We start from the raw sequence: 20231 nt of genomic DNA on the forward strand, positions 1-20231 counted from the left end.
AAGCCTCCAATTTGGAGGCTATTGTCGTTCTTACTTTTCTTTCTGAAATGACTAAGCCTCTTAATGAAAGAGTAGAAAGAAAAAGAAGAAAGGCAAATGTGAATATTTGTTCATTATATTGATTGGTCAATATTTAACATATCTCTATCAAACATGATGATGTGAAAGGAGTCAAGAAAAATACAATAAAAAGCGCATCACAAGGATGCGCAGAGGCGTTTTGAGTCAGTGATTTATTCTAATTTTTAATCTTGTTTTACTATTTATATTTCATCGACAAGTAAATTTTCTTCCTTCAGACTGTTATTAGCTCGACGAGATTCATTTTTATGCTGAACTTTGTTTAATTGACGTTCAAGTTTTGCGAGTAAGTCATTAATTGCAACATACATATCGGTGTGTTGTGCATTAGCGACCAATTGCCCATTTGGTGTATGAATGCTGGCATCAACACTAAAACCTTTTGGATCTTTTGTCAGAATAATATGAGGGTTGATTAAATTCACCTGCCATTTATTGAGTTTAGTTAGACGGCTTTCAATGTGCTCACGTAGTGCTGGGGTAATTTCCATTTGCTTGCTAGTAATATTTATAATCATATAGTTACCTCTTTATTACTCCGTCTTCGATAACTTCAGAATATCGTGATACACAATTTAAAACATGATCAAAATCACTTTTTGTTAGATGTCTATGTAACTAGTAATAGAAACGTGACAAATGATAGATAGCTGAAAAAGACCGCTTGTTAAGTTGCATTTATTCAGTCATATTAGGAAGGTTGGACTGATGAAAAGTAAAGACAATTTAGCTAGAAAAGAATAAAAAAACAGCAGCGATAAGCTGCTGTTTTTGATGGTGATGTCTTAATTAGGCTGGATTTGCTGCAATTAATGAAGCTACTTTATCTGCTTCTTGTGTCAGACCTAATTCTTTATACGCATTTTCCATATAGACAAGCGCGTCACGAGTGGCTTGTGTATCAGGATAATTACGCATCATTTGCTCTACTCTATTAATAACCGCGACATAAGCCCCTCGTTTAGTATAGAATTTCGCAACAGAAAGATCATACTTCGCTAAACGGTTTTTAAGAAAGACGAGGCGTTTGGTTGCATCGGCGGCGTAAAGGCTGTCTGGATAGTAACGAACTAATTGACTAAAATCTTTAAATGCCACAATTGCATGTTGAGGATCACGGTCTGAACGATCAATACCAAAGAATCCTTGTAATGCACTATCATCTAATGCTTGAGCAGTTAAGCCTCGCATATAAAGAACATAGTCGATATTAGGATGGGTTGGGTTTAATCGCATAAAACGGTCGATTGCAGAAATCGCCATTGGTAGTTCCGCTGACTTATAATAAGCATAAATCAGATCGAGTTGAACTTGTTGCGAGTAAGGGCCAAAAGGATAGCGATTATCGAGAGACTCTAATTGTTTGATAGCCGCTCCATAATTGCCATCTAGCAATTTTTCCTGACTGGTTGAGTAAAGCTCAGAAGGTGACATATCGGCAGTAGCGTCTTTGTCTGAACTCGAACAGCCAGTAAGTAACAGGCTTAAAGTGGCCGCTGCCACCAGGTATTTAATGCGTCTCATCACGTATTGATTATCCTCTGAATAGGTTTGGGGAGTCTCTCCGTGAAGCTCCCCTGAAATCGGTTACACTATAACTCATTTTAAATGAAACGGCTGTGCCGTCAAAACACTAACTTAATTAATAGAAAATTATTTATGTCTCAACAAATACGACTTAATGCTACAGTCGCAGATTCACAGCTGGGTCAACGCTTAGATCAGGCTTTGGCCGAAATGTTCCCTGATTATTCAAGATCTCGTATAAAAGAGTGGATCTTAGACAATAGAGTGCAGGTTAACGATAAAATCATCAATAAGCCAAAAGAAAAAATGCTTGGCGGTGAAAAAATTGAAGTCGATGCCTTAATTGAAGAGGAAGTTCGTTGGGAGCCTCAGAATATTCCGTTAAATATCGTCTATGAAGATGATGATATTTTAGTTATCAATAAGCCAAGAGATCTCGTTGTGCATCCTGGTGCTGGTAACCCTGATGGCACCGTATTAAACGCATTACTTTATCGCTATCCAGAGATTGCTAATGTCCCTCGTGCAGGTATTGTCCATCGATTAGATAAAGACACAACAGGTTTAATGGTTGTTGCAAAAACAGTTCCTGCTCAAACGCATTTGGTAGAAGCTTTACAACGTCGTGAAATCACGCGTGAGTATGAAGCGGTTGCAACAGGAAGAATGACTGCTGGAGGAGTAGTGAATGAACCTATTTCTCGACATCCAACTAAACGGACTCATATGGCTGTTCACCCAATGGGTAAACCAGCGGTAACACATTATCGTGTTATGGAGCATTTCCGTGCTCATACGCGTTTACGTTTACGTTTAGAAACTGGCCGTACTCACCAAATTCGTGTTCATATGGCACATATTCACCATGCTTTAATTGGTGATCAGCTTTATGCAGGAAGACCTCGTCCTTTAAAAGGGGCATCAGATGAATTACGTGAAACGTTACGTTTATTTGATAGACAGGCTCTACATGCAACGATGCTACGCCTTTATCATCCAATAACAGGTATTGAAATGGAATGGCATGCACCATTACCTGATGATATGGTTAAGCTGATTGATGTGCTAAAAGCTGACGTTGAACAGTTCAAAGATGAAATGGATTGGTAAATGACTTCATTAATTTTTCCAGATTGGCCACAACCTGAAAATATTGGGGCTTGCAGTACCTTGAGAGAGGGGGGAGTGAGTCTGCCACCTTATAATAGCCTGAATTTAGGCGCTCATGTTGGTGATAAACTATCTGATGTCGAAGAAAATAGACGCAGATTGTGTCAGCAAGCTCAGTTGCCTGAAATGCCACTATGGCTTGAACAAGTTCATGGCACTCATGTTGTTACGCTAAGTGCTGAGAAAAATAATGAAATACAAGGTGATGCCCTTTACACCTCTACGGTGAAAAAAGTTTGCGCAATTATGACGGCAGATTGTTTGCCTGTCCTTTTTACAACGGTTGATGGAACAGAAGTTGGCGCAGCTCATGGTGGATGGAGAGGGCTTTGCCATGGTGTATTACAAAATACACTTGCACACTTTAAAGCTCCTAAAGATCAAATTATGGCATGGTTAGGACCGGCAATTGGACCCACCGCTTTTGAGGTGGGGGCTGAAGTCCGTTTGGCGTTTATAGAAAAAAATATAGCCTTTGAATCTGCATTTATTTCCCACAATGGTAAATACTTAGCTAATATTTATATGTTAGCGAGATTAATCTTACAGGAAAGTGGAGTAACCCAGATTTATGGTGGTGATTTTTGTACTGTAACGGATCCATCACGTTTCTTTTCTTATAGACGAGAGCATGTAACAGGGCGAATGGCATCATTAATCTGGATTAAATAAAACTTTCCTCTTAACGTTTTTCTCACTTATCTCAAATATTGATGAATATTTTTGCTCAAAATTTCTATTTTGAGCTTGAATATCGTCAAAATGACCTCATCTATTCTCCAGTTACGAATTTTACTTTAAATTTTTCTTGGAGGTGTTATGCGTCTGGATAAATTAACCAATAAATTCCAGCAAGCTCTCGCAGACGCCCAGTCATTGGCACTTGGGAACGATAATCAATTTATAGAACCCATACATTTACTGAGTGCGTTATTTAATCAACAAGGTGGCTCAATTCGCCCTCTATTAACATCCGTAGGTGTTAATGCATTGCAATTTAATGAGCGAATTAATGATGCTTTGTCTCGATTACCTAAAGTCGAAGGTGCTGGTGGAGAGGTTCATCCCTCAAATGATTTAATTAAGCACCTTAATTTGTGCGATAAATTGGCACAGAAAAAAGGTGACGAATTTATTTCGTCAGAGCTCTTCCTTTTAGCGGCCATGGAAACCGGTGGTCAAGTTGCTGACATGCTAAAAGCCGCCGGAGCGAATAAAGCAAGTCTCGAGATAGCAATTGAAAAAATACGTGGTGGAGAAACAGTGAACGATCAAAATGCAGAAGACCAGCGTCAGGCATTGAAAAAATATACTGTGGATTTAACGGAAAGAGCGGAACAAGGCAAACTCGATCCTGTTATTGGTCGTGATGAAGAAATAAGAAGAACCATTCAAGTTCTACAACGCCGTACTAAAAACAATCCAGTGCTTATTGGTGAGCCTGGTGTAGGTAAAACGGCGATTGTTGAAGGGTTAGCTCAACGTATTGTTAATGGTGAAGTTCCTGAAGGGTTAAAGAATAAGCGTGTACTTTCTTTAGATATGGGTTCTCTATTAGCGGGCGCCAAATATCGTGGTGAGTTTGAAGAACGTTTGAAAGCTGTTTTAAATGATTTATCTAAACAAGAAGGCAGTGTCATCCTGTTTATTGATGAATTACATACAATGGTTGGGGCTGGTAAAGCTGACGGTGCTATGGATGCGGGAAATATGTTAAAGCCTGCATTAGCTCGTGGGGAATTACACTGTGTGGGGGCAACAACACTTGACGAATATCGTCAATATATTGAAAAAGATGCGGCATTAGAGCGTCGTTTCCAAAAAGTGTATGTGGCTGAGCCAACCGTTGAAGATACTATCGCTATTTTACGTGGTCTGAAAGAACGTTATGAACTTCATCATCATGTTCAAATTACAGACCCTGCAATTGTTGCTGCGGCGACTTTATCTCATCGTTATATTTCTGACCGTATGTTGCCAGATAAAGCGATTGATTTAATTGATGAAGCAGGTGCAAGCTTACGAATGCAAATGGATTCAAAACCTGAGGCGTTAGATAGGCTTGATAGACGTATTATTCAACTTAAACTCGAACAACAAGCACTGCAAAAAGAGTCTGATGATGCAAGTAAGAAACGTTTAGATATGCTAAATGAAGAACTTGCTGAAAAAGAAAAAGAGTATTCTGTTTTAGAAGAAGAATGGAAAGCGGAAAAAGCTGAGCTTACAGGCACTCAACATATTAAATCTGAATTAGAGCAGGCTCGTATCACATTAGAGCAAGCTCGACGTAGTGGTGATTTGGCAAAAATGTCAGAGATCCAATATGGACAAATTCCAACATTAGAAAAACAGCTTGCTGAAGCTAATAAAGCTGAAGATAAGCATATGAAGTTGTTACGTAATAAAGTCACTGATGCTGAAATTGCAGAAATCTTAGCCCGTTGGACCGGTATTCCTGTCTCTAGAATGCTAGAAGGGGAACGTGAAAAATTGCTAAGAATGGAACAAGAGCTACATAGACGCGTTATTGGTCAGGCTGAGGCTGTGAGTGCTGTATCTAATGCTATCCGCCGTAGTCGCGCTGGATTATCTGATCCTAATCGCCCAATCGGTTCGTTCTTATTCTTAGGACCTACGGGGGTTGGTAAAACGGAGTTGTGTAAAGCATTAGCGAACTTCTTGTTTGATAGTGATGATGCAATGGTTCGTATCGATATGTCTGAATTTATGGAAAAACACTCCGTTTCTCGTTTAGTGGGTGCGCCTCCAGGATATGTTGGTTATGAAGAAGGTGGGTATTTAACAGAAGCCGTTCGTCGTCGCCCTTATTCAGTCATCTTGTTAGATGAAGTTGAAAAAGCGCACCCAGATGTATTCAATATCTTATTACAAGTATTGGATGATGGTCGTTTAACAGATGGACAAGGTAGAACAGTTGATTTTCGTAATACAGTTGTGATCATGACATCGAACTTGGGGTCTGATTTAATTCAAGAACGATTCGGAACAATTGATTACCCTGAAATGAAAACCATTGTGATGGATGTTGTTGGCCATCATTTTAGACCAGAGTTTATTAACCGTATTGATGAGGTTGTGGTATTCCACCCATTAGGTAAAGAAAACATTGCAGCGATTGCACAAATTCAGTTACGTCGTTTATACCAGCGTTTAGAAGAACGTGGTTATCACGTTACGATCACAGGCGCTGCATTAGAGAAATTGAGCGAAGTTGGATTCGATCCAATTTATGGTGCTCGTCCATTGAAACGGGCTATTCAGCAAGAGGTTGAAAATCCATTAGCTCAAGATATCTTGTCCGGTAAATTATTACCAGGCAAAGAGATTATCTTAGATTTAGATGATAATAAGATAATTGCAAAACAGTAATATAGAGCATCTTCTCTATTTACTACGATAAATAAGATATAATGTGAAACGGAAAAAGAGGCTTATATAAGCCTCTTTTTTTATGTTTTGTGTTTTCGCTGGGAAGAATGAAGATAATCTGTCAATGGCGTTTTTTATATTTGAAACTTTTTTAGCCAGAAAGTGTCTATTATTTGTGCCAAAAAGGTTAATTTGATTATTAAGTGCGCTGTCGAAGTTTTTTTTTAAAATAATGCTTGTCACATTCAGAAAACTCCCTATAATGCGCCCTCGTTGTCACGGCAAACCACGCTAAGTGAGTTAGTCGAGAGAACGAAGAAAAAAGTGAAAAGCCTTGAAAATAAACGCTTGACACTCAATGAGGAAGATGTAGAATGCACCTCCTCGCAGCAACGCAGAAGACCGGAAACGGCAGCGAATGTTGCACTGCTCTTTAACAAATTATCAGACAATCTGTGTGGGCACTCGCAGAGACGATATCTTCTAAAATATTAGATGTATCAAGTCTTGAAGAGTGAACAACAAAAGTAAATTCATTTATGAATAGCTAAGTTTTCGATTTCTTTGAGCATCAAACACTTTTAATTGAAGAGTTTGATCATGGCTCAGATTGAACGCTGGCGGCAGGCCTAACACATGCAAGTCGGGCGGTAACAGGAGAAAGCTTGCTTTCTTGCTGACGAGCGGCGGACGGGTGAGTAATGTATGGGGATCTGCCCGATAGAGGGGGATAACTACTGGAAACGGTGGCTAATACCGCATGACGTCTACGGACCAAAGCAGGGGCTCTTCGGACCTTGCGCTATCGGATGAACCCATATGGGATTAGCTAGTAGGTGGGGTAATGGCTCACCTAGGCGACGATCTCTAGCTGGTCTGAGAGGATGATCAGCCACACTGGGACTGAGACACGGCCCAGACTCCTACGGGAGGCAGCAGTGGGGAATATTGCACAATGGGCGCAAGCCTGATGCAGCCATGCCGCGTGTATGAAGAAGGCCTTAGGGTTGTAAAGTACTTTCAGCGGGGAGGAAGGTGATAAGGTTAATACCCTTATCAATTGACGTTACCCGCAGAAGAAGCACCGGCTAACTCCGTGCCAGCAGCCGCGGTAATACGGAGGGTGCAAGCGTTAATCGGAATTACTGGGCGTAAAGCGCACGCAGGCGGTCAATTAAGTCAGATGTGAAAGCCCCGAGCTTAACTTGGGAATTGCATCTGAAACTGGTTGGCTAGAGTCTTGTAGAGGGGGGTAGAATTCCACGTGTAGCGGTGAAATGCGTAGAGATGTGGAGGAATACCGGTGGCGAAGGCGGCCCCCTGGACAAAGACTGACGCTCAGGTGCGAAAGCGTGGGGAGCAAACAGGATTAGATACCCTGGTAGTCCACGCTGTAAACGATGTCGATTTAGAGGTTGTGGTCTTGAACCGTGGCTTCTGGAGCTAACGCGTTAAATCGACCGCCTGGGGAGTACGGCCGCAAGGTTAAAACTCAAATGAATTGACGGGGGCCCGCACAAGCGGTGGAGCATGTGGTTTAATTCGATGCAACGCGAAGAACCTTACCTACTCTTGACATCCAGCGAATCCTTTAGAGATAGAGGAGTGCCTTCGGGAACGCTGAGACAGGTGCTGCATGGCTGTCGTCAGCTCGTGTTGTGAAATGTTGGGTTAAGTCCCGCAACGAGCGCAACCCTTATCCTTTGTTGCCAGCGCGTAATGGCGGGAACTCAAAGGAGACTGCCGGTGATAAACCGGAGGAAGGTGGGGATGACGTCAAGTCATCATGGCCCTTACGAGTAGGGCTACACACGTGCTACAATGGCAGATACAAAGAGAAGCGACCTCGCGAGAGCAAGCGGAACTCATAAAGTCTGTCGTAGTCCGGATTGGAGTCTGCAACTCGACTCCATGAAGTCGGAATCGCTAGTAATCGTAGATCAGAATGCTACGGTGAATACGTTCCCGGGCCTTGTACACACCGCCCGTCACACCATGGGAGTGGGTTGCAAAAGAAGTAGGTAGCTTAACCTTCGGGAGGGCGCTTACCACTTTGTGATTCATGACTGGGGTGAAGTCGTAACAAGGTAACCGTAGGGGAACCTGCGGTTGGATCACCTCCTTACCTAAGAGATACGTGTTATGTGCAGTGCTCACACAGATTGTCTGATGAAGAACGAGCAGAAATACCGGTATAGGCTTGTAGCTCAGGTGGTTAGAGCGCACCCCTGATAAGGGTGAGGTCGGTGGTTCAAGTCCACTCAGGCCTACCAAATCGCCTTGAATACTGCGTTGTGAAAGAACTCGTTTACTTTGAGTAAACTTCGTTATTTCACGCCTTGTCTCAAGTCGATTTATCTTGAAAAAGATAATGGTTGAAACACTGGTTATTTCGACTGCATTATGGGGCTATAGCTCAGCTGGGAGAGCGCCTGCCTTGCACGCAGGAGGTCAGCGGTTCGATCCCGCTTAGCTCCACCATAATCTCTTGAATATAAATGAATAATTCAGAGTATATTAGCAATAGTATACTGCGAATTATTTTGCTCTTTAACAATCTGGAACAAGCTGAAAAATTGAAAACAAATCAATATATCACCGAGGTATATTGATGAGTCTCTCAAAATCTCAGACCTTGAATTTGTGATACTCCAAGGCGAGTGTCATGAGCGAACAACAGCAATTCTAGGCGGACAGCGCGCAGTAAGCGCAGCATACTTAAGTATGTGAGCATTACGAGCACTGCCCAACAACGAATTGATGCTTGTGTAGCCATGACCTTTAAAGTCGTCTTCGAGAGAAACATCTTCGGGTTGTGAGGTTAAGCGAATAAGCGTACACGGTGGATGCCTAGGCAATCAGAGGCGATGAAGGACGTGCTAATCTGCGATAAGCGTCGGTAAGGTGATATGAACCGTTATACCCGACGATTTCCGAATGGGGAAACCCAATATCCCATGGATATTATCATTAACTGAATACATAGGTTAATGAGGCGAACCGGGAGAACTGAAACATCTCAGTACCCCGAGGAAAAGAAATCAACCGAGATTCCCCTAGTAGCGGCGAGCGAACGGGGAGCAGCCCAGAGTCTTAATCAATGGCAGCATCAGGAGAACGGTCTGGAAAGTCCGGCAGTAAAGGGTGATAGCCCCGTATCCGAAGATGCTGTTATTGTGAACTCGACGAGTAGGGCGGGACACGTGTTATCCTGTCTGAATATGGGGGGACCATCCTCCAAGGCTAAATACTCCTGATTGACCGATAGTGAACCAGTACCGTGAGGGAAAGGCGAAAAGAACCCCGGCGAGGGGAGTGAAAAAGAACCTGAAACCGTGTACGTACAAGCAGTAGGAGCCTCTTTATGGGGTGACTGCGTACCTTTTGTATAATGGGTCAGCGACTTATATTCTGTAGCAAGGTTAACCGTATAGGGGAGCCGTAGGGAAACCGAGTCTTAACTGGGCGAATGAGTTGCAGGGTATAGACCCGAAACCCGGTGATCTATCCATGGGCAGGTTGAAGGTTGGGTAACACTAACTGGAGGACCGAACCGACTAATGTTGAAAAATTAGCGGATGACTTGTGGATGGGGGTGAAAGGCCAATCAAACCGGGAGATAGCTGGTTCTCCCCGAAAGCTATTTAGGTAGCGCCTCGTGAACTCATCTTCGGGGGTAGAGCACTGTTTCGACTAGGGGGTCATCCCGACTTACCAACTCGATGCAAACTGCGAATACCGAAGAATGTTATCACGGGAGACACACGGCGGGTGCTAACGTCCGTCGTGAAGAGGGAAACAACCCAGACCGCCAGCTAAGGTCCCAAAGTCATGGTTAAGTGGGAAACGAAGTGGGAAGGCTCAGACAGCCAGGATGTTGGCTTAGAAGCAGCCATCATTTAAAGAAAGCGTAATAGCTCACTGGTCGAGTCGGCCCGCGCGGAAGATGTAACGGGGCTAAACCATGCACCGAAGCTGCGGCAGCGACACTTATGTGTTGTTGGGTAGGGGAGCGTTCTGTAAGCCTGCGAAGGTGTACTGTGAGGTATGCTGGAGGTATCAGAAGTGCGAATGCTGACATAAGTAACGATAATGCGGGTGAAAAACCCGCACGCCGGAAGACCAAGGGTTCCTGTCCAACGTTAATCGGGGCAGGGTGAGTCGACCCCTAAGGCGAGGCTGAAAAGCGTAGTCGATGGGAAACGGGTTAATATTCCCGTACTGGTGGTAACTGCGATGGGGGAACGGAGAAGGCTAGGTTGTCCGGGCGACGGTCGTCCCGGTTCAAGCATGTAGGCAGAGTGATTAGGCAAATCCGGTCACTTAATGCTGAGGTGTGATGACGAACCACTAAGGTGGTGAAGCAATTGATGCCCTGCTTCCAGGAAAAGCCTCTAAGCTTCAGGTTACCAACAATCGTACCCCAAACCGACACAGGTGGTCAGGTAGAGAATACTCAGGCGCTTGAGAGAACTCGGGTGAAGGAACTAGGCAAAATGGTGCCGTAACTTCGGGAGAAGGCACGCTGGCGGTAAGTGAAGTCCCTCGCGGACGGAGCCGAAGCCAGTCGAAGATACCAGCTGGCTGCAACTGTTTATTAAAAACACAGCACTGTGCAAACACGAAAGTGGACGTATACGGTGTGACGCCTGCCCGGTGCTGGAAGGTTAATTGATGGGGTTATCCTTAGGGAGAAGCTCTTGATCGAAGCCCCAGTAAACGGCGGCCGTAACTATAACGGTCCTAAGGTAGCGAAATTCCTTGTCGGGTAAGTTCCGACCTGCACGAATGGCGTAATGATGGCCAGGCTGTCTCCACCCGAGACTCAGTGAAATTGAACTCGCTGTGAAGATGCAGTGTACCCGCGGCAAGACGGAAAGACCCCGTGAACCTTTACTATAGCTTGACACTGAACATTGAGCCTTGATGTGTAGGATAGGTGGGAGACTATGAAGTGTGGACGCCAGTCTGCATGGAGTCAACCTTGAAATACCACCCTTTAACGTTTGATGTTCTAACCTAGGTCCATAATCTGGATCGGGGACCGTGTCTGGTGGGTAGTTTGACTGGGGCGGTCTCCTCCTAAAGAGTAACGGAGGAGCACGAAGGTTGGCTAAGCATGGTCGGACATCATGCGGTTAGTGCAAAGGCATAAGCCAGCTTGACTGTGAGAGTGACGGCTCGAGCAGGTACGAAAGTAGGTCTTAGTGATCCGGTGGTTCTGAATGGAAGGGCCATCGCTCAACGGATAAAAGGTACTCCGGGGATAACAGGCTGATACCGCCCAAGAGTTCATATCGACGGCGGTGTTTGGCACCTCGATGTCGGCTCATCACATCCTGGGGCTGAAGTAGGTCCCAAGGGTATGGCTGTTCGCCATTTAAAGTGGTACGCGAGCTGGGTTTAGAACGTCGTGAGACAGTTCGGTCCCTATCTGCCGTGGGCGTTGGAAGATTGAGAGGGGTTGCTCCTAGTACGAGAGGACCGGAGTGAACGCACCACTGGTGTTCGGGTTGTCATGCCAATGGCATTGCCCGGTAGCTAAGTGCGGAAGAGATAACCGCTGAAAGCATCTAAGCGGGAAACTTGCCTCGAGATGAGTCTTCCCTGTCACCTAGAGTGACCTAAAGGAACGTTTAAGACTAAGACGTTGATAGGCTGGGTGTGTAAGCGTAGCGATACGTTGAGCTAACCAGTACTAATGAACCGTGAGGCTTAACCTGACAACACCGAAGGTGTTTTGTCAGAGAGACGAAACGATGAAGTAAGCTTGTTTAAGATTGATAATTACTGGTGACGAGCCGTTGAAGGGTGAGTGACGGGTAATAAAACAGAATTTGCTTGGCGGCCATAGCGCAACGGTCCCACCTGATCCCATGCCGAACTCAGAAGTGAAACGTTGTAGCGCCGATGGTAGTGTGGGGTCTCCCCATGTGAGAGTAGGGAACTGCCAGGCATTAAATAAGACGAGAAAGCCAACCCAATGGGTTGGCTTTTTTGCGTCTGGAGTTCTCTATTTTACTTTTTGGAGATGAAACATTATTTTAATTGCTGATAAAGCAATGAACCTGCCGCCGCCCCTGCAACATCATAAGCGAAATCATGCCAGCTCCAGCCTGTACCATCTGGGCGACTATCATAAAGCTCCTTTGCTGCACCTAAACTAATAGAAACTGAGAGCCCAATTAATAATCCCTCTCTATAACCATAATTTTGATGGTCTGCATACGCATTTGCACCAGCAGATGCTGCCATTGAAAATAAAAAATGCTGGGCTTTATCTTTGCCTTTCCAATTATCATTGGCAAAATGAAATGACTGGCACCCATTTAAAATCACTATTGATAATAAAATAATTAGAGAGTGATACTTAAGCTTTAGTTTCATAAAAAATAAAAGTCTTTTCATTGATAAGCGTGTTTTTAATATAGAGGATTATTAAAGATAAGGGATGATTTAAGAAAAAATTTTATCAAACAAAAAAGCCTTGCTGTTATTTAGCAAGGCTTATCAAATGAAGCGTCGATTAAAGTATACGACTGATTAATCTATCAACACGAATACGTCGTAATCGTTTGATTAATTTCTTCACTTTTAGTGGGTAAAGCTTAATGCTTTCTAGATCTTGATAGTGTTTCACAACGCTTGTGTGTTGGCGAATACACGCTAACTCTTTATGTCGTTGTTCATGCAATTCATGTTTAGGATCATGAATTAATATGGCATTTTCTAAATCTAATCCCCATGCACGTGGATTAAGATTATTACCAGTAATTAATTGCCAGTTATCATCTACCCACAGACCCTTCAAGTGATAGGTGTTATCGCTATCTTTCCAAAGTCTTACTGTTAATTGGTCATTATCAATAAATCGTTGGAAACGTTGCGTAAATTTACGCAGATTGATCTCATAGAGATAAGGTAGAGCACCAATAATTTTAAATGGCTCTTCGGGGGGAATATAAAAGTCATTTGCGGTTTTATCACCAATAATAATTTCGACCTGTTTGCCATTTCTTAACAAATGACTGATTTGGCGTACAAGGATCGCAGGTAAATTAAAATAAGGTGTACAAATAACAAGTTTTTCTTCAGTAGAAGCCATAAGGTGAGAAATTGTCTTATTTAAGATATTCTTCTTACCTAAACCCATTAAAGGTGTTACTGCCAGTTCATTGTTAGAAGCATTGGCTTTAATATCATAGCCATCACGAGTACGTAAATTAAAACGAAATTGACGAATACAGTTTTTAATTTCGGCACAACGAATTCTATCTTTGATATCCAATCGTTGAATTGCTTCTGATTGTAAAAGATCAGTCACAATAAATTGCTTCATTGTGGAGGCTAATTCTCTATTTTGGATGATGTGATATCTGTCATAGCGATATTTATCCAGTTTATGCAAGTAAACGTTATTAATACTTGCACCACTATAAATAATCGTATCATCGAAGATAAAGCCTTTAAGGTGTAATACTCCTAATGCTTCACGAGTGTTTACGGGAATACCATAAATAGGGATCTCGATATCAGGGTGTTGTTGTGCAACATGGTAGTACCAATCTGCATTTGTTGCATCAGCAGAGACACCAATACGCCCACGCTGAGCACGGTGCCAGTCAACAATAACGGTAATGGATAATTCAGGACGTTGTTGTTTTGCGCTGTAAAGCGCATCAAGGATCTCTTCACCCGCCTCATCGTGCTCTAGGTAAAGAGCCGTAATAAAGATCTCTTTCTTTGCTTGAGCTATATATTTCAATAAGGTGCTGCGAAACGCGGACGTCTGATAAAGCGTTTCAACATCAGCAACTGACTGAGCTAATTTAGGCAGTTGTGCAAGGTGTTGTTGATGCTTAGCAAGTTTTAGTTTAGACAACATCACAGTGCTTAATTCTCTTGTTTATGATGGCTGATGGAGCCATCGTCCATGTGGATTTTCTTTAACCGATCTTCTGATCATAACATTAGTTATATGGGATGTACGCATAAAATCATCATATATAGCTAATTTATCAAAGGATGCGTGAACAATCACATAAAGAAACTTTCTCTTATGATTATAGCATTGGTGACTCTTTTGAGGATCCAAGTTGTAAATCAAGATTGACTATTCCTTCATCAAATTGTACTTCAACAGAAAATCCCAGTTTTTTCGCTAAACTTATCATGTTGCGATTTTCTGGCATTGTTATCGCGGTTAGACGTTTAATGCCATGCTCTCTAGTATAGTTGATCAGTTTAGTCATAAGTTGATGACCTAAAGTATTTCCTTTTAAATCAGAACGCACAAGAATAGCAAATTCTGCATGTTGATTATCGGGATCAGCCATCGCACGGGCAACCCCAATAATTTCAGGTTGATCTTCGAGATTTCTAATCGCGACAAAAGCCATTTCACGATCGTAGTCAATCTGTGTCATATTCGCGAGATCGTCATGTGTAAATTCACTAATTTCACTAAAATAGCGATAATAAAGATCTTCTTTTGTTACTTGGTTTATAAATGTTTTCAGTAATGGCTCATCTTCTGGCAAGATTGGGCGGATAAAACAAGGATTGTTATCTCTTAGAAAAAAAGTTTCTTCTAATTCATTGGGGTAAGGGCGAATAGACAGTCTTTGATGAGGGTCGCCTTGTAGAGGTGCTAACTCCATCGCGACATCGAGTAATGTAAAATCATTACCTGAAGCCAGTAGAGGATGAATATCTAATCTGACAATTTGTGGGCAATCTAAAAGTAAGTGAGAAACCTGCACTAAAAAATGGCTTAGACTTAATATATTTAGGGGTTGTAAAGCGCTTCTAGGCTGTATTTTTCCACTTTTTATCGCATTAATAACCAGATAACGGGCAAGCGCCATATTAAGAGGAGGCAAAGCAACAGCCGCTTTAGTTTCTATTTGCCATTCAACGCCTCCCTCACCTAATACAATTAATGGACCAAAAATAGGATCTTGCTCTATTGCGACCCGTAACTCTTGGGAACCCGCTCTATTTGCCATACTTTGCACTAATAAACCTTGAATTTGCGCTTGAGGGTAGAGTTCTGTAACCCGCTCTATAATCGCATGAGCTGCTGATGATACTTCTGTACTGTCTCGAAGATAAAGCATAACACCTTGCACTTCGGACTTATGAGGGATATCAGGAGAACGTAATTTCAGTGCAACAGGGTAGCCAATTTTCTCAGCAATACTAACGGCTTCTTGCGCATTATGGGCAATCCAAGTAGGCAGTGTATGAAAGCCATAAGCTTCCATAATTGGCTGAACTTGGTGTGTATCTAATCGATATTGCTTATTTTTTAATGCCTCTTCAATACAACGATGTGCTTGTCGTGTATTCATTTTGACATCTAAAGGCAATGCAGGCGTTTCTTTTAACTGTTTCTGGTTTCGACGATATTCCACCATATGCATAAATGCGGTGACGGCACCTTCAGGTGTTCGATAAGTTGGAATTCCTGCTTCACTAAATAATTTACGTGATTGCTGAGATGAATACTCCCCCCCCCAGTTAGTGAAGACGGTAAGCCATTTACGTCTAGGGTGTTTATTGATGGCATCTATGACGCGTTGTGCTGTTTCAATGCTAGGAGCAATGGCACTCGGTGTATGAATAAGGAGTAAAGCATCATGATCATGGCTATCTAACAAACAATTCAATGCTAAAATATAACGATCAACGGTTGTATCATCACCTAAGTTTAGTGGATTGCGAATGGCATTTTCTTCTTGAATAACACTTTGTAGTTTTTGTTTTGTTTCATAGGTAAGTTGTGCGAGCTTTCCTGAATGGAGAAAGAGTTCATCTATTGCCATCGCAGCAGGTGCAGATCCATTACTCATGATCATTAATCTTTCGCCTTTTAAAGGCGTCATATAGCTAAGTGTTTCAACTGCAGAAAACATTTCATGGGTATCTTGTACACGTAATAAACCTGCACGTTGAAAAGCTGCATCATAAGCCACGTCATAACTGGGTGTGTCACCCAATAACAGTTGAGCTTTTTGAGTACGTCCACTTTTTATCACCAGAATCGGTTTATTACGAGAAGCACTACGCGATGCTGACATAAAACGTCGTGCATCTTTTATATGTTCGAGATGCAATAAAATAGCACTGGTTTTACTGTCTCTTGCCAAAAAATCTAATAAATCATCGACTTGAATATCTTGATTATCACCTAACGCAATAAAATAGGAAAAACCGATATTACGGTAATAAGCCCAATCTAAAATTGTGTTGGCGACAGCAGCTGATTGCGAAATAAAAGCTAACTTTCCTTTTTTAACCGGAAGAGGTGAAAAGCTAGCATTTAAACCTTGCCACGGTGCTAAAAGTCCCAAACTATTTGGGCCAAGTAAACGGATGTGATATTGCTGGCAAAGTAATTTTATTGGCTGAAATTGTTCTGGTTGTGCAGAAAGCACAATCACGGCTTTGCAACCCGAGTCACCTAATTGTTTTAGTAGCTCAAGATTACGGCGATGATGTGTACAAATAATCGCAAGATCAGGAACTTGAGGTAACTTATCGATAGAAGGATAAGTGAAAACACCTGAGACTGAGCTACGAGAGGGATTAATCGGAAACACTGGACCATTAAATCCACCACTGAGCAAATTTTTCATCATGGTGGTTCCTGCTCGACCTAATTTTTCAGAGGCACCAATCACCGCAATAGATTTAGGACGTAATAGTGCTTCAAGACCTCTTTGGCTCATATCTACTCCAGAGTTTCATTATCAACTGCTATTCAATGTAGCTGATTTGCTCTTCTTTTGCCTGACTCCGGTCTGGTTTTCCAAGTAAATATTGTTGACGAAAGTAACTAAAATGAGAAAAAAGCTGTTGTGAAGCTTGAATATCGCCGACATTCTCTAAAATAGAAGCCGCCACTTCTGCGGTACAATGCTGATCTTCTCTTGCTGCTTGGCGAAGGATGTACTCACATTTACTTGCCTCATTTAAAGAAAAGAGGGGCAATGAATTGAGATAGGGGCTTTTGCGAAACATTTTGCGTGCTTCACTCCAAGTACCATCGAGAAGGATAAACAAAGGGGGTTTACTATTGGTAGGGAGTTGGTTGTATACAACGCGTTCACTTGATGCATAGCTTTCGGGGAAAACAACATAAGCTTGTCTATCTGGTGTATTGATTAGATCAAGCAAAGCTTGGTCTGGAGTGGTTCGAGACCATAAAAAAGCGTGTGTGTCTGGTAATACATCGGCAATTAATTTTCCCGTATTGCTTGGCTTCATCACTTCAGTATCATACATCAATAAACAAAATTGGCTTTTTGCTGGTTGATTGACAATGGTGTTACAAAGACACTGTTTTTCAGGTAATAAGCAAAAAGTGCAACGTTTTGTACGAAAACCTCGCGCTTTAAAAGGGCGAGTTGAAATAGAAAGTCGATATTGACGAAGTCGAGAGACTGCATTGTCATGCATAACAGATTGACCAATACTCATAAAAAAGAATTGAATTTTATCATGATACCCAAAGGTCTACTATCAGTTGTTTTTTTTATGAAAGTTAATTTATAGGGTGGTAATAGGATTATTATTATTTAATAAATTATGGTGATTTATGAGTATAACGCCAATCGCTTTTATACCTAATCAACAGAGTATTAAAGATAATGAAATTAAAAATCTATTTGATATCTTTGATATTCAGGTTTTTAATAATGATAGCTTGAGCCTCAATCTTGAAATTGCTAAAAATAAAATAAATGAACTCGCCGATTCAGTAAGAAATGGAAGTTCAAAAGATTTAGATTATTTAGTCAACATCATGTTTCATGATGATATAAAAATAAGCCTATATGCCACTAACCAACTCTATTTAATTTATTCTAAATTAAATGATTCGATAAAAGAAGATATTAAGGAATTAATTAAATCGTTCTATGAAATAAAAGTAAGAGACGATAAAGAATATTTCAAAGAGCGACCTTTATTAAGTGCTATGGCTTGTGGGGATGAGATTGCAGGACAACAGGGAAGCGGGAATAATGTTTTTATCTCAGCGATTGATAATTATTTAAACATGAAATGCAATGATAGCGTGTTGGTTAATAGTACTGAAAGCGTAAGTAGTCATAATCGTTATATCTCTTCATCAGAATTACAATCTTGGGTTTCACTTCAATCCTATCAATGTGATATTGGTCACTATGAAACAATGCTTAAAAAAATAGAAAATAACAAAAAATCTGATGAGTTAAAAAATTACGTAGTTTTAGTCAACAATAACCATTGGGTTGCAGTATTTACTTATAAAGATAGCTGTTTTTTATGTGATTCATTATCTTCAAACAAAAACAATAATGATGAACGTTATAAATTATTAACTAGGCTAAAAGAAAAAGGATTTAGAACCTTTAATATAGACGATAACTTACAAAAAAATGTACCGAATGGGTGTGGTCTTTTTGCTCTTAATTATATTGATAATTTACAAAATAAATTAAATACTGAAAAAGTAGCAGATTTAACATCCACAATAGAAACCGTATTACGGAATACGGGGAAAACTTTTCTTAGCCAGAGTGATGAAGAGCAAGCCACATTTAATCATGATTTTAGGAAAAAATTGATCATGGATACACTTTTTTGTTTTGTTAAATTTAGTAATGAATAACTTTCTTACATATTGATATATCGATTATTTTTTATTAAAAAAAAGTTAAATCTAATCTTATTTTTAAAGAGAGGTTTTTTTGATATAGGTTTATCTCTTACTCTGCGTGATTCTCTCGGTGACAGTTGCTAAACTATCATGTAATCTGCGCCCCTATTGCAGTTGGAGAGACAAATGAACGATTCTTATGAAGGTAAAAACGGCAAAGTAAAAGTGATGTATGTCCGCAGTGAGGACAATGCCGATAATAAACCTAAAAAACCATCCCGCCGTCCTGAAAATGGTCGTGGTGATAGCCGTGATAATAAACGCGGTAATAACCGTGACGACAAAAATCGTGATAATAGACGTGGTGATAACCGCGATGATAAAAATCGTGATAACAGACGTGGTGATAACAAATTTTCTCGTCGTGATGACCGCGGTGCAGGTAAGCCTTCAGGGCGTGGCGCGTCACGTAATGAATCAAAACCTTCTCGCGATAGCGAAGGCGGAAGTTTTTCTCCATGGAAAACGATTTCTCGCCCAGCAGGTGAAGAGGCAATTAAAGAGCACGATGGCATTACCGGTAAGAGCCAAATCGATCCTGAACAGTTGCGCCGCCAACGTTTAGAAGAAACACGTATTTATGGTGAAAATGCTTGTCAGGCAATGTTTAAAAATCGTCCTGATGCCATTGTTCGCGCTTGGTTTTTACAAGATGTGACACCACGTTTTCGTGATGCACTAAAATGGATGGCAGCAAACCGTAAAGCCTATCACGTTGTTGAAGAAGAAGAGATGGTCAAAGCCGCTCGTACTGATCACCATGGTGGCGTATGCTTCTTAATTAAAAAACGTGTCGGCCATGATGCAGAAACCTATCTGAAAGATGCACCTGAACATGATTGCGTATTAGCACTTGAAGATGTGGGAAATCCACATAACGTTGGTGCAATTATGCGTAGTTGTGCGCACTTTGGTATAAAAGGTGTTATCTCTCCTGATTCTGCTGTATTAGAATCGGGTGCAGCTGTGCGTACCGCAGAAGGTGGTGCTGAATATATCCAAGGTATTGATGCTGATAACTTTGCTCAAACGTTAGATAAATTTAAAAAAGCGGGTTATACGCTGGTGGCAACCTCAAGCCATAAAGGCAGTGTGCCATTATCAAAAGTACAATTACCAGCGAAAATGGTTCTTATCTTGGGTCAAGAGAAAGATGGCCTAAGTGAAAGTACCTTAAATCAAGGTGATATGAGTATTTACATCGGTGGAACAGGGCATGTTGAAAGCTTAAACGTCTCTGTGGCTTCTGGTGTATTATTAGCGGAATGGTGGCGTCAACACCAAGGCTAATCGTTTTATTACTTTAAAGAATAATATAAAAAATCCCGCTTAATAATATGATTTTTAAGCGGGA

At 41.5% G+C, this 20231-nt stretch carries 11 protein-coding genes, 2 tRNA genes, 3 rRNA genes and 1 other annotated feature (1 of these 17 only partly in view); of the genes, 10 read left to right on the forward strand and 6 right to left on the reverse strand.

What is annotated here, in order from left to right; genetic code table 11:
• Positions 1-110: a sequence feature (Phe leader region), on the reverse strand; it reaches 7 nt to the left of the window's first position.
• 153 nt (positions 111-263) lie between these two features.
• Positions 264-599, reverse strand: a complete 336-nt coding sequence (gene raiA, locus SB028_RS04935; RefSeq protein ID WP_069367102.1) for a ribosome-associated translation inhibitor RaiA — start codon at positions 597-599, stop codon at positions 264-266.
• Between the two features lie 271 nt (positions 600-870).
• A complete protein-coding gene (gene bamD, locus SB028_RS04940) occupies positions 871-1605 on the reverse strand; it encodes an outer membrane protein assembly factor BamD (RefSeq protein ID WP_069367103.1) in 735 nt (244 codons plus the stop codon).
• A gap of 135 nt (positions 1606-1740) precedes the next feature.
• Here bamD and rluD point away from each other — a divergent pair, with 135 nt between their 5' ends.
• The 8 genes from rluD (at position 1741) to rrf (ending at position 12127) form a co-directional block, all read left to right on the forward strand.
• Positions 1741-2718 carry a 23S rRNA pseudouridine(1911/1915/1917) synthase RluD gene (rluD, locus tag SB028_RS04945; protein ID WP_069367104.1) on the forward strand — a complete coding sequence of 326 codons (978 nt, stop codon included), beginning with the start codon at positions 1741-1743 and terminating at the stop codon, positions 2716-2718.
• A complete protein-coding gene (yfiH, locus tag SB028_RS04950; protein ID WP_069367105.1) occupies positions 2719-3450 on the forward strand; it encodes a purine nucleoside phosphorylase YfiH in 732 nt (243 codons plus the stop codon). It begins immediately after the preceding gene.
• A 147-nt stretch (positions 3451-3597) separates the two neighbouring features.
• Entirely contained in the window at positions 3598-6171 is a 2574-nt protein-coding gene (clpB, locus tag SB028_RS04955) for an ATP-dependent chaperone ClpB (protein WP_069367106.1), read from the forward strand.
• 582 nt (positions 6172-6753) lie between these two features.
• Positions 6754-8296: ribosomal RNA gene (locus tag SB028_RS04960) — 16S ribosomal RNA — on the forward strand.
• Positions 8297-8367: 71 nt separating this feature from the next.
• Positions 8368-8444: transfer RNA gene (locus tag SB028_RS04965), tRNA-Ile, on the forward strand.
• 132 nt (positions 8445-8576) lie between these two features.
• Positions 8577-8652 (forward strand) — tRNA-Ala (locus SB028_RS04970).
• 338 nt (positions 8653-8990) lie between these two features.
• Positions 8991-11894 (forward strand): 23S ribosomal RNA (locus SB028_RS04975).
• A 117-nt stretch (positions 11895-12011) separates the two neighbouring features.
• Positions 12012-12127, forward strand: a 5S ribosomal RNA gene (rrf, locus tag SB028_RS04980).
• Together the 16S, 23S and 5S rRNA genes with 2 tRNA genes alongside form the textbook arrangement of a ribosomal RNA operon.
• Before the next feature lie 83 nt (positions 12128-12210).
• Here the strand turns inward: rrf and SB028_RS04985 are convergent.
• The 4 genes from SB028_RS04985 to SB028_RS05000 all read right to left on the reverse strand — a co-directional run bounded on the left by SB028_RS04985 (position 12211) and on the right by SB028_RS05000 (position 17634).
• On the reverse strand, positions 12211-12558 hold the full coding sequence (locus SB028_RS04985; RefSeq protein ID WP_069370022.1) for a YfiM family lipoprotein: 348 nt from the start codon (positions 12556-12558) through the stop codon (positions 12211-12213).
• Positions 12559-12697: 139 nt separating this feature from the next.
• Positions 12698-14056: a CDP-diacylglycerol--serine O-phosphatidyltransferase gene (gene pssA / locus SB028_RS04990; protein WP_069370023.1), complete on the reverse strand. Its 1359-nt coding sequence runs from the start codon at positions 14054-14056 to the stop codon at positions 12698-12700.
• Positions 14057-14234: 178 nt separating this feature from the next.
• Positions 14235-16904 (reverse strand): bifunctional acetate--CoA ligase family protein/GNAT family N-acetyltransferase, encoded by a 2670-nt coding sequence (locus SB028_RS04995; RefSeq protein ID WP_069370024.1) that lies wholly within the window; start codon positions 16902-16904, stop codon positions 14235-14237.
• A 28-nt stretch (positions 16905-16932) separates the two neighbouring features.
• Positions 16933-17634, reverse strand: coding sequence for a tRNA-uridine aminocarboxypropyltransferase (locus tag SB028_RS05000; RefSeq protein WP_069370116.1), 702 nt, complete (start codon positions 17632-17634; stop codon positions 16933-16935).
• Positions 17635-17773: 139 nt separating this feature from the next.
• Between SB028_RS05000 and SB028_RS05005 the strand changes: the two genes are divergently transcribed.
• Together SB028_RS05005 and SB028_RS05010 are read left to right on the forward strand one after the other, a co-directional pair.
• Complete coding sequence (locus SB028_RS05005) at positions 17774-18829, forward strand: hypothetical protein (RefSeq protein WP_069370025.1); 1056 nt, start codon at positions 17774-17776, stop codon at positions 18827-18829.
• A gap of 174 nt (positions 18830-19003) precedes the next feature.
• The gene (locus SB028_RS05010; protein WP_069370026.1) at positions 19004-20167 is read left to right on the forward strand and encodes a tRNA/rRNA methyltransferase; all 1164 of its coding nucleotides are present in this window, start codon (positions 19004-19006) and stop codon (positions 20165-20167) included.
• Positions 20168-20231: the final 64 nt, after the last annotated feature.

The sequence above is a fragment of the Proteus vulgaris genome (genome assembly GCF_033708015.1).
Taxonomy (GTDB): domain Bacteria; phylum Pseudomonadota; class Gammaproteobacteria; order Enterobacterales; family Enterobacteriaceae; genus Proteus.

Excerpts from the sequence above, each read along its gene's own strand:
- raiA (WP_069367102.1), bottom strand. The coding sequence starts at position 599 with ATGATTATAAATATTACTAGCAAGCAAATGGAAATTACCCCAGCACTA.
- bamD (WP_069367103.1), bottom strand. The coding sequence starts at position 1,605 with ATGAGACGCATTAAATACCTGGTGGCAGCGGCCACTTTAAGCCTGTTA.
- rluD (WP_069367104.1), top strand. The coding sequence starts at position 1,741 with ATGTCTCAACAAATACGACTTAATGCTACAGTCGCAGATTCACAGCTG.
- yfiH (WP_069367105.1), top strand. The coding sequence starts at position 2,719 with ATGACTTCATTAATTTTTCCAGATTGGCCACAACCTGAAAATATTGGG.
- clpB (WP_069367106.1), top strand. The coding sequence starts at position 3,598 with ATGCGTCTGGATAAATTAACCAATAAATTCCAGCAAGCTCTCGCAGAC.
- SB028_RS04985 (WP_069370022.1), bottom strand. The coding sequence starts at position 12,558 with ATGAAACTAAAGCTTAAGTATCACTCTCTAATTATTTTATTATCAATA.
- pssA (WP_069370023.1), bottom strand. The coding sequence starts at position 14,056 with ATGTTGTCTAAACTAAAACTTGCTAAGCATCAACAACACCTTGCACAA.
- SB028_RS04995 (WP_069370024.1), bottom strand. The coding sequence starts at position 16,904 with ATGAGCCAAAGAGGTCTTGAAGCACTATTACGTCCTAAATCTATTGCG.
- SB028_RS05000 (WP_069370116.1), bottom strand. The coding sequence starts at position 17,634 with ATGCATGACAATGCAGTCTCTCGACTTCGTCAATATCGACTTTCTATT.
- SB028_RS05005 (WP_069370025.1), top strand. The coding sequence starts at position 17,774 with ATGAGTATAACGCCAATCGCTTTTATACCTAATCAACAGAGTATTAAA.
- SB028_RS05010 (WP_069370026.1), top strand. The coding sequence starts at position 19,004 with ATGAACGATTCTTATGAAGGTAAAAACGGCAAAGTAAAAGTGATGTAT.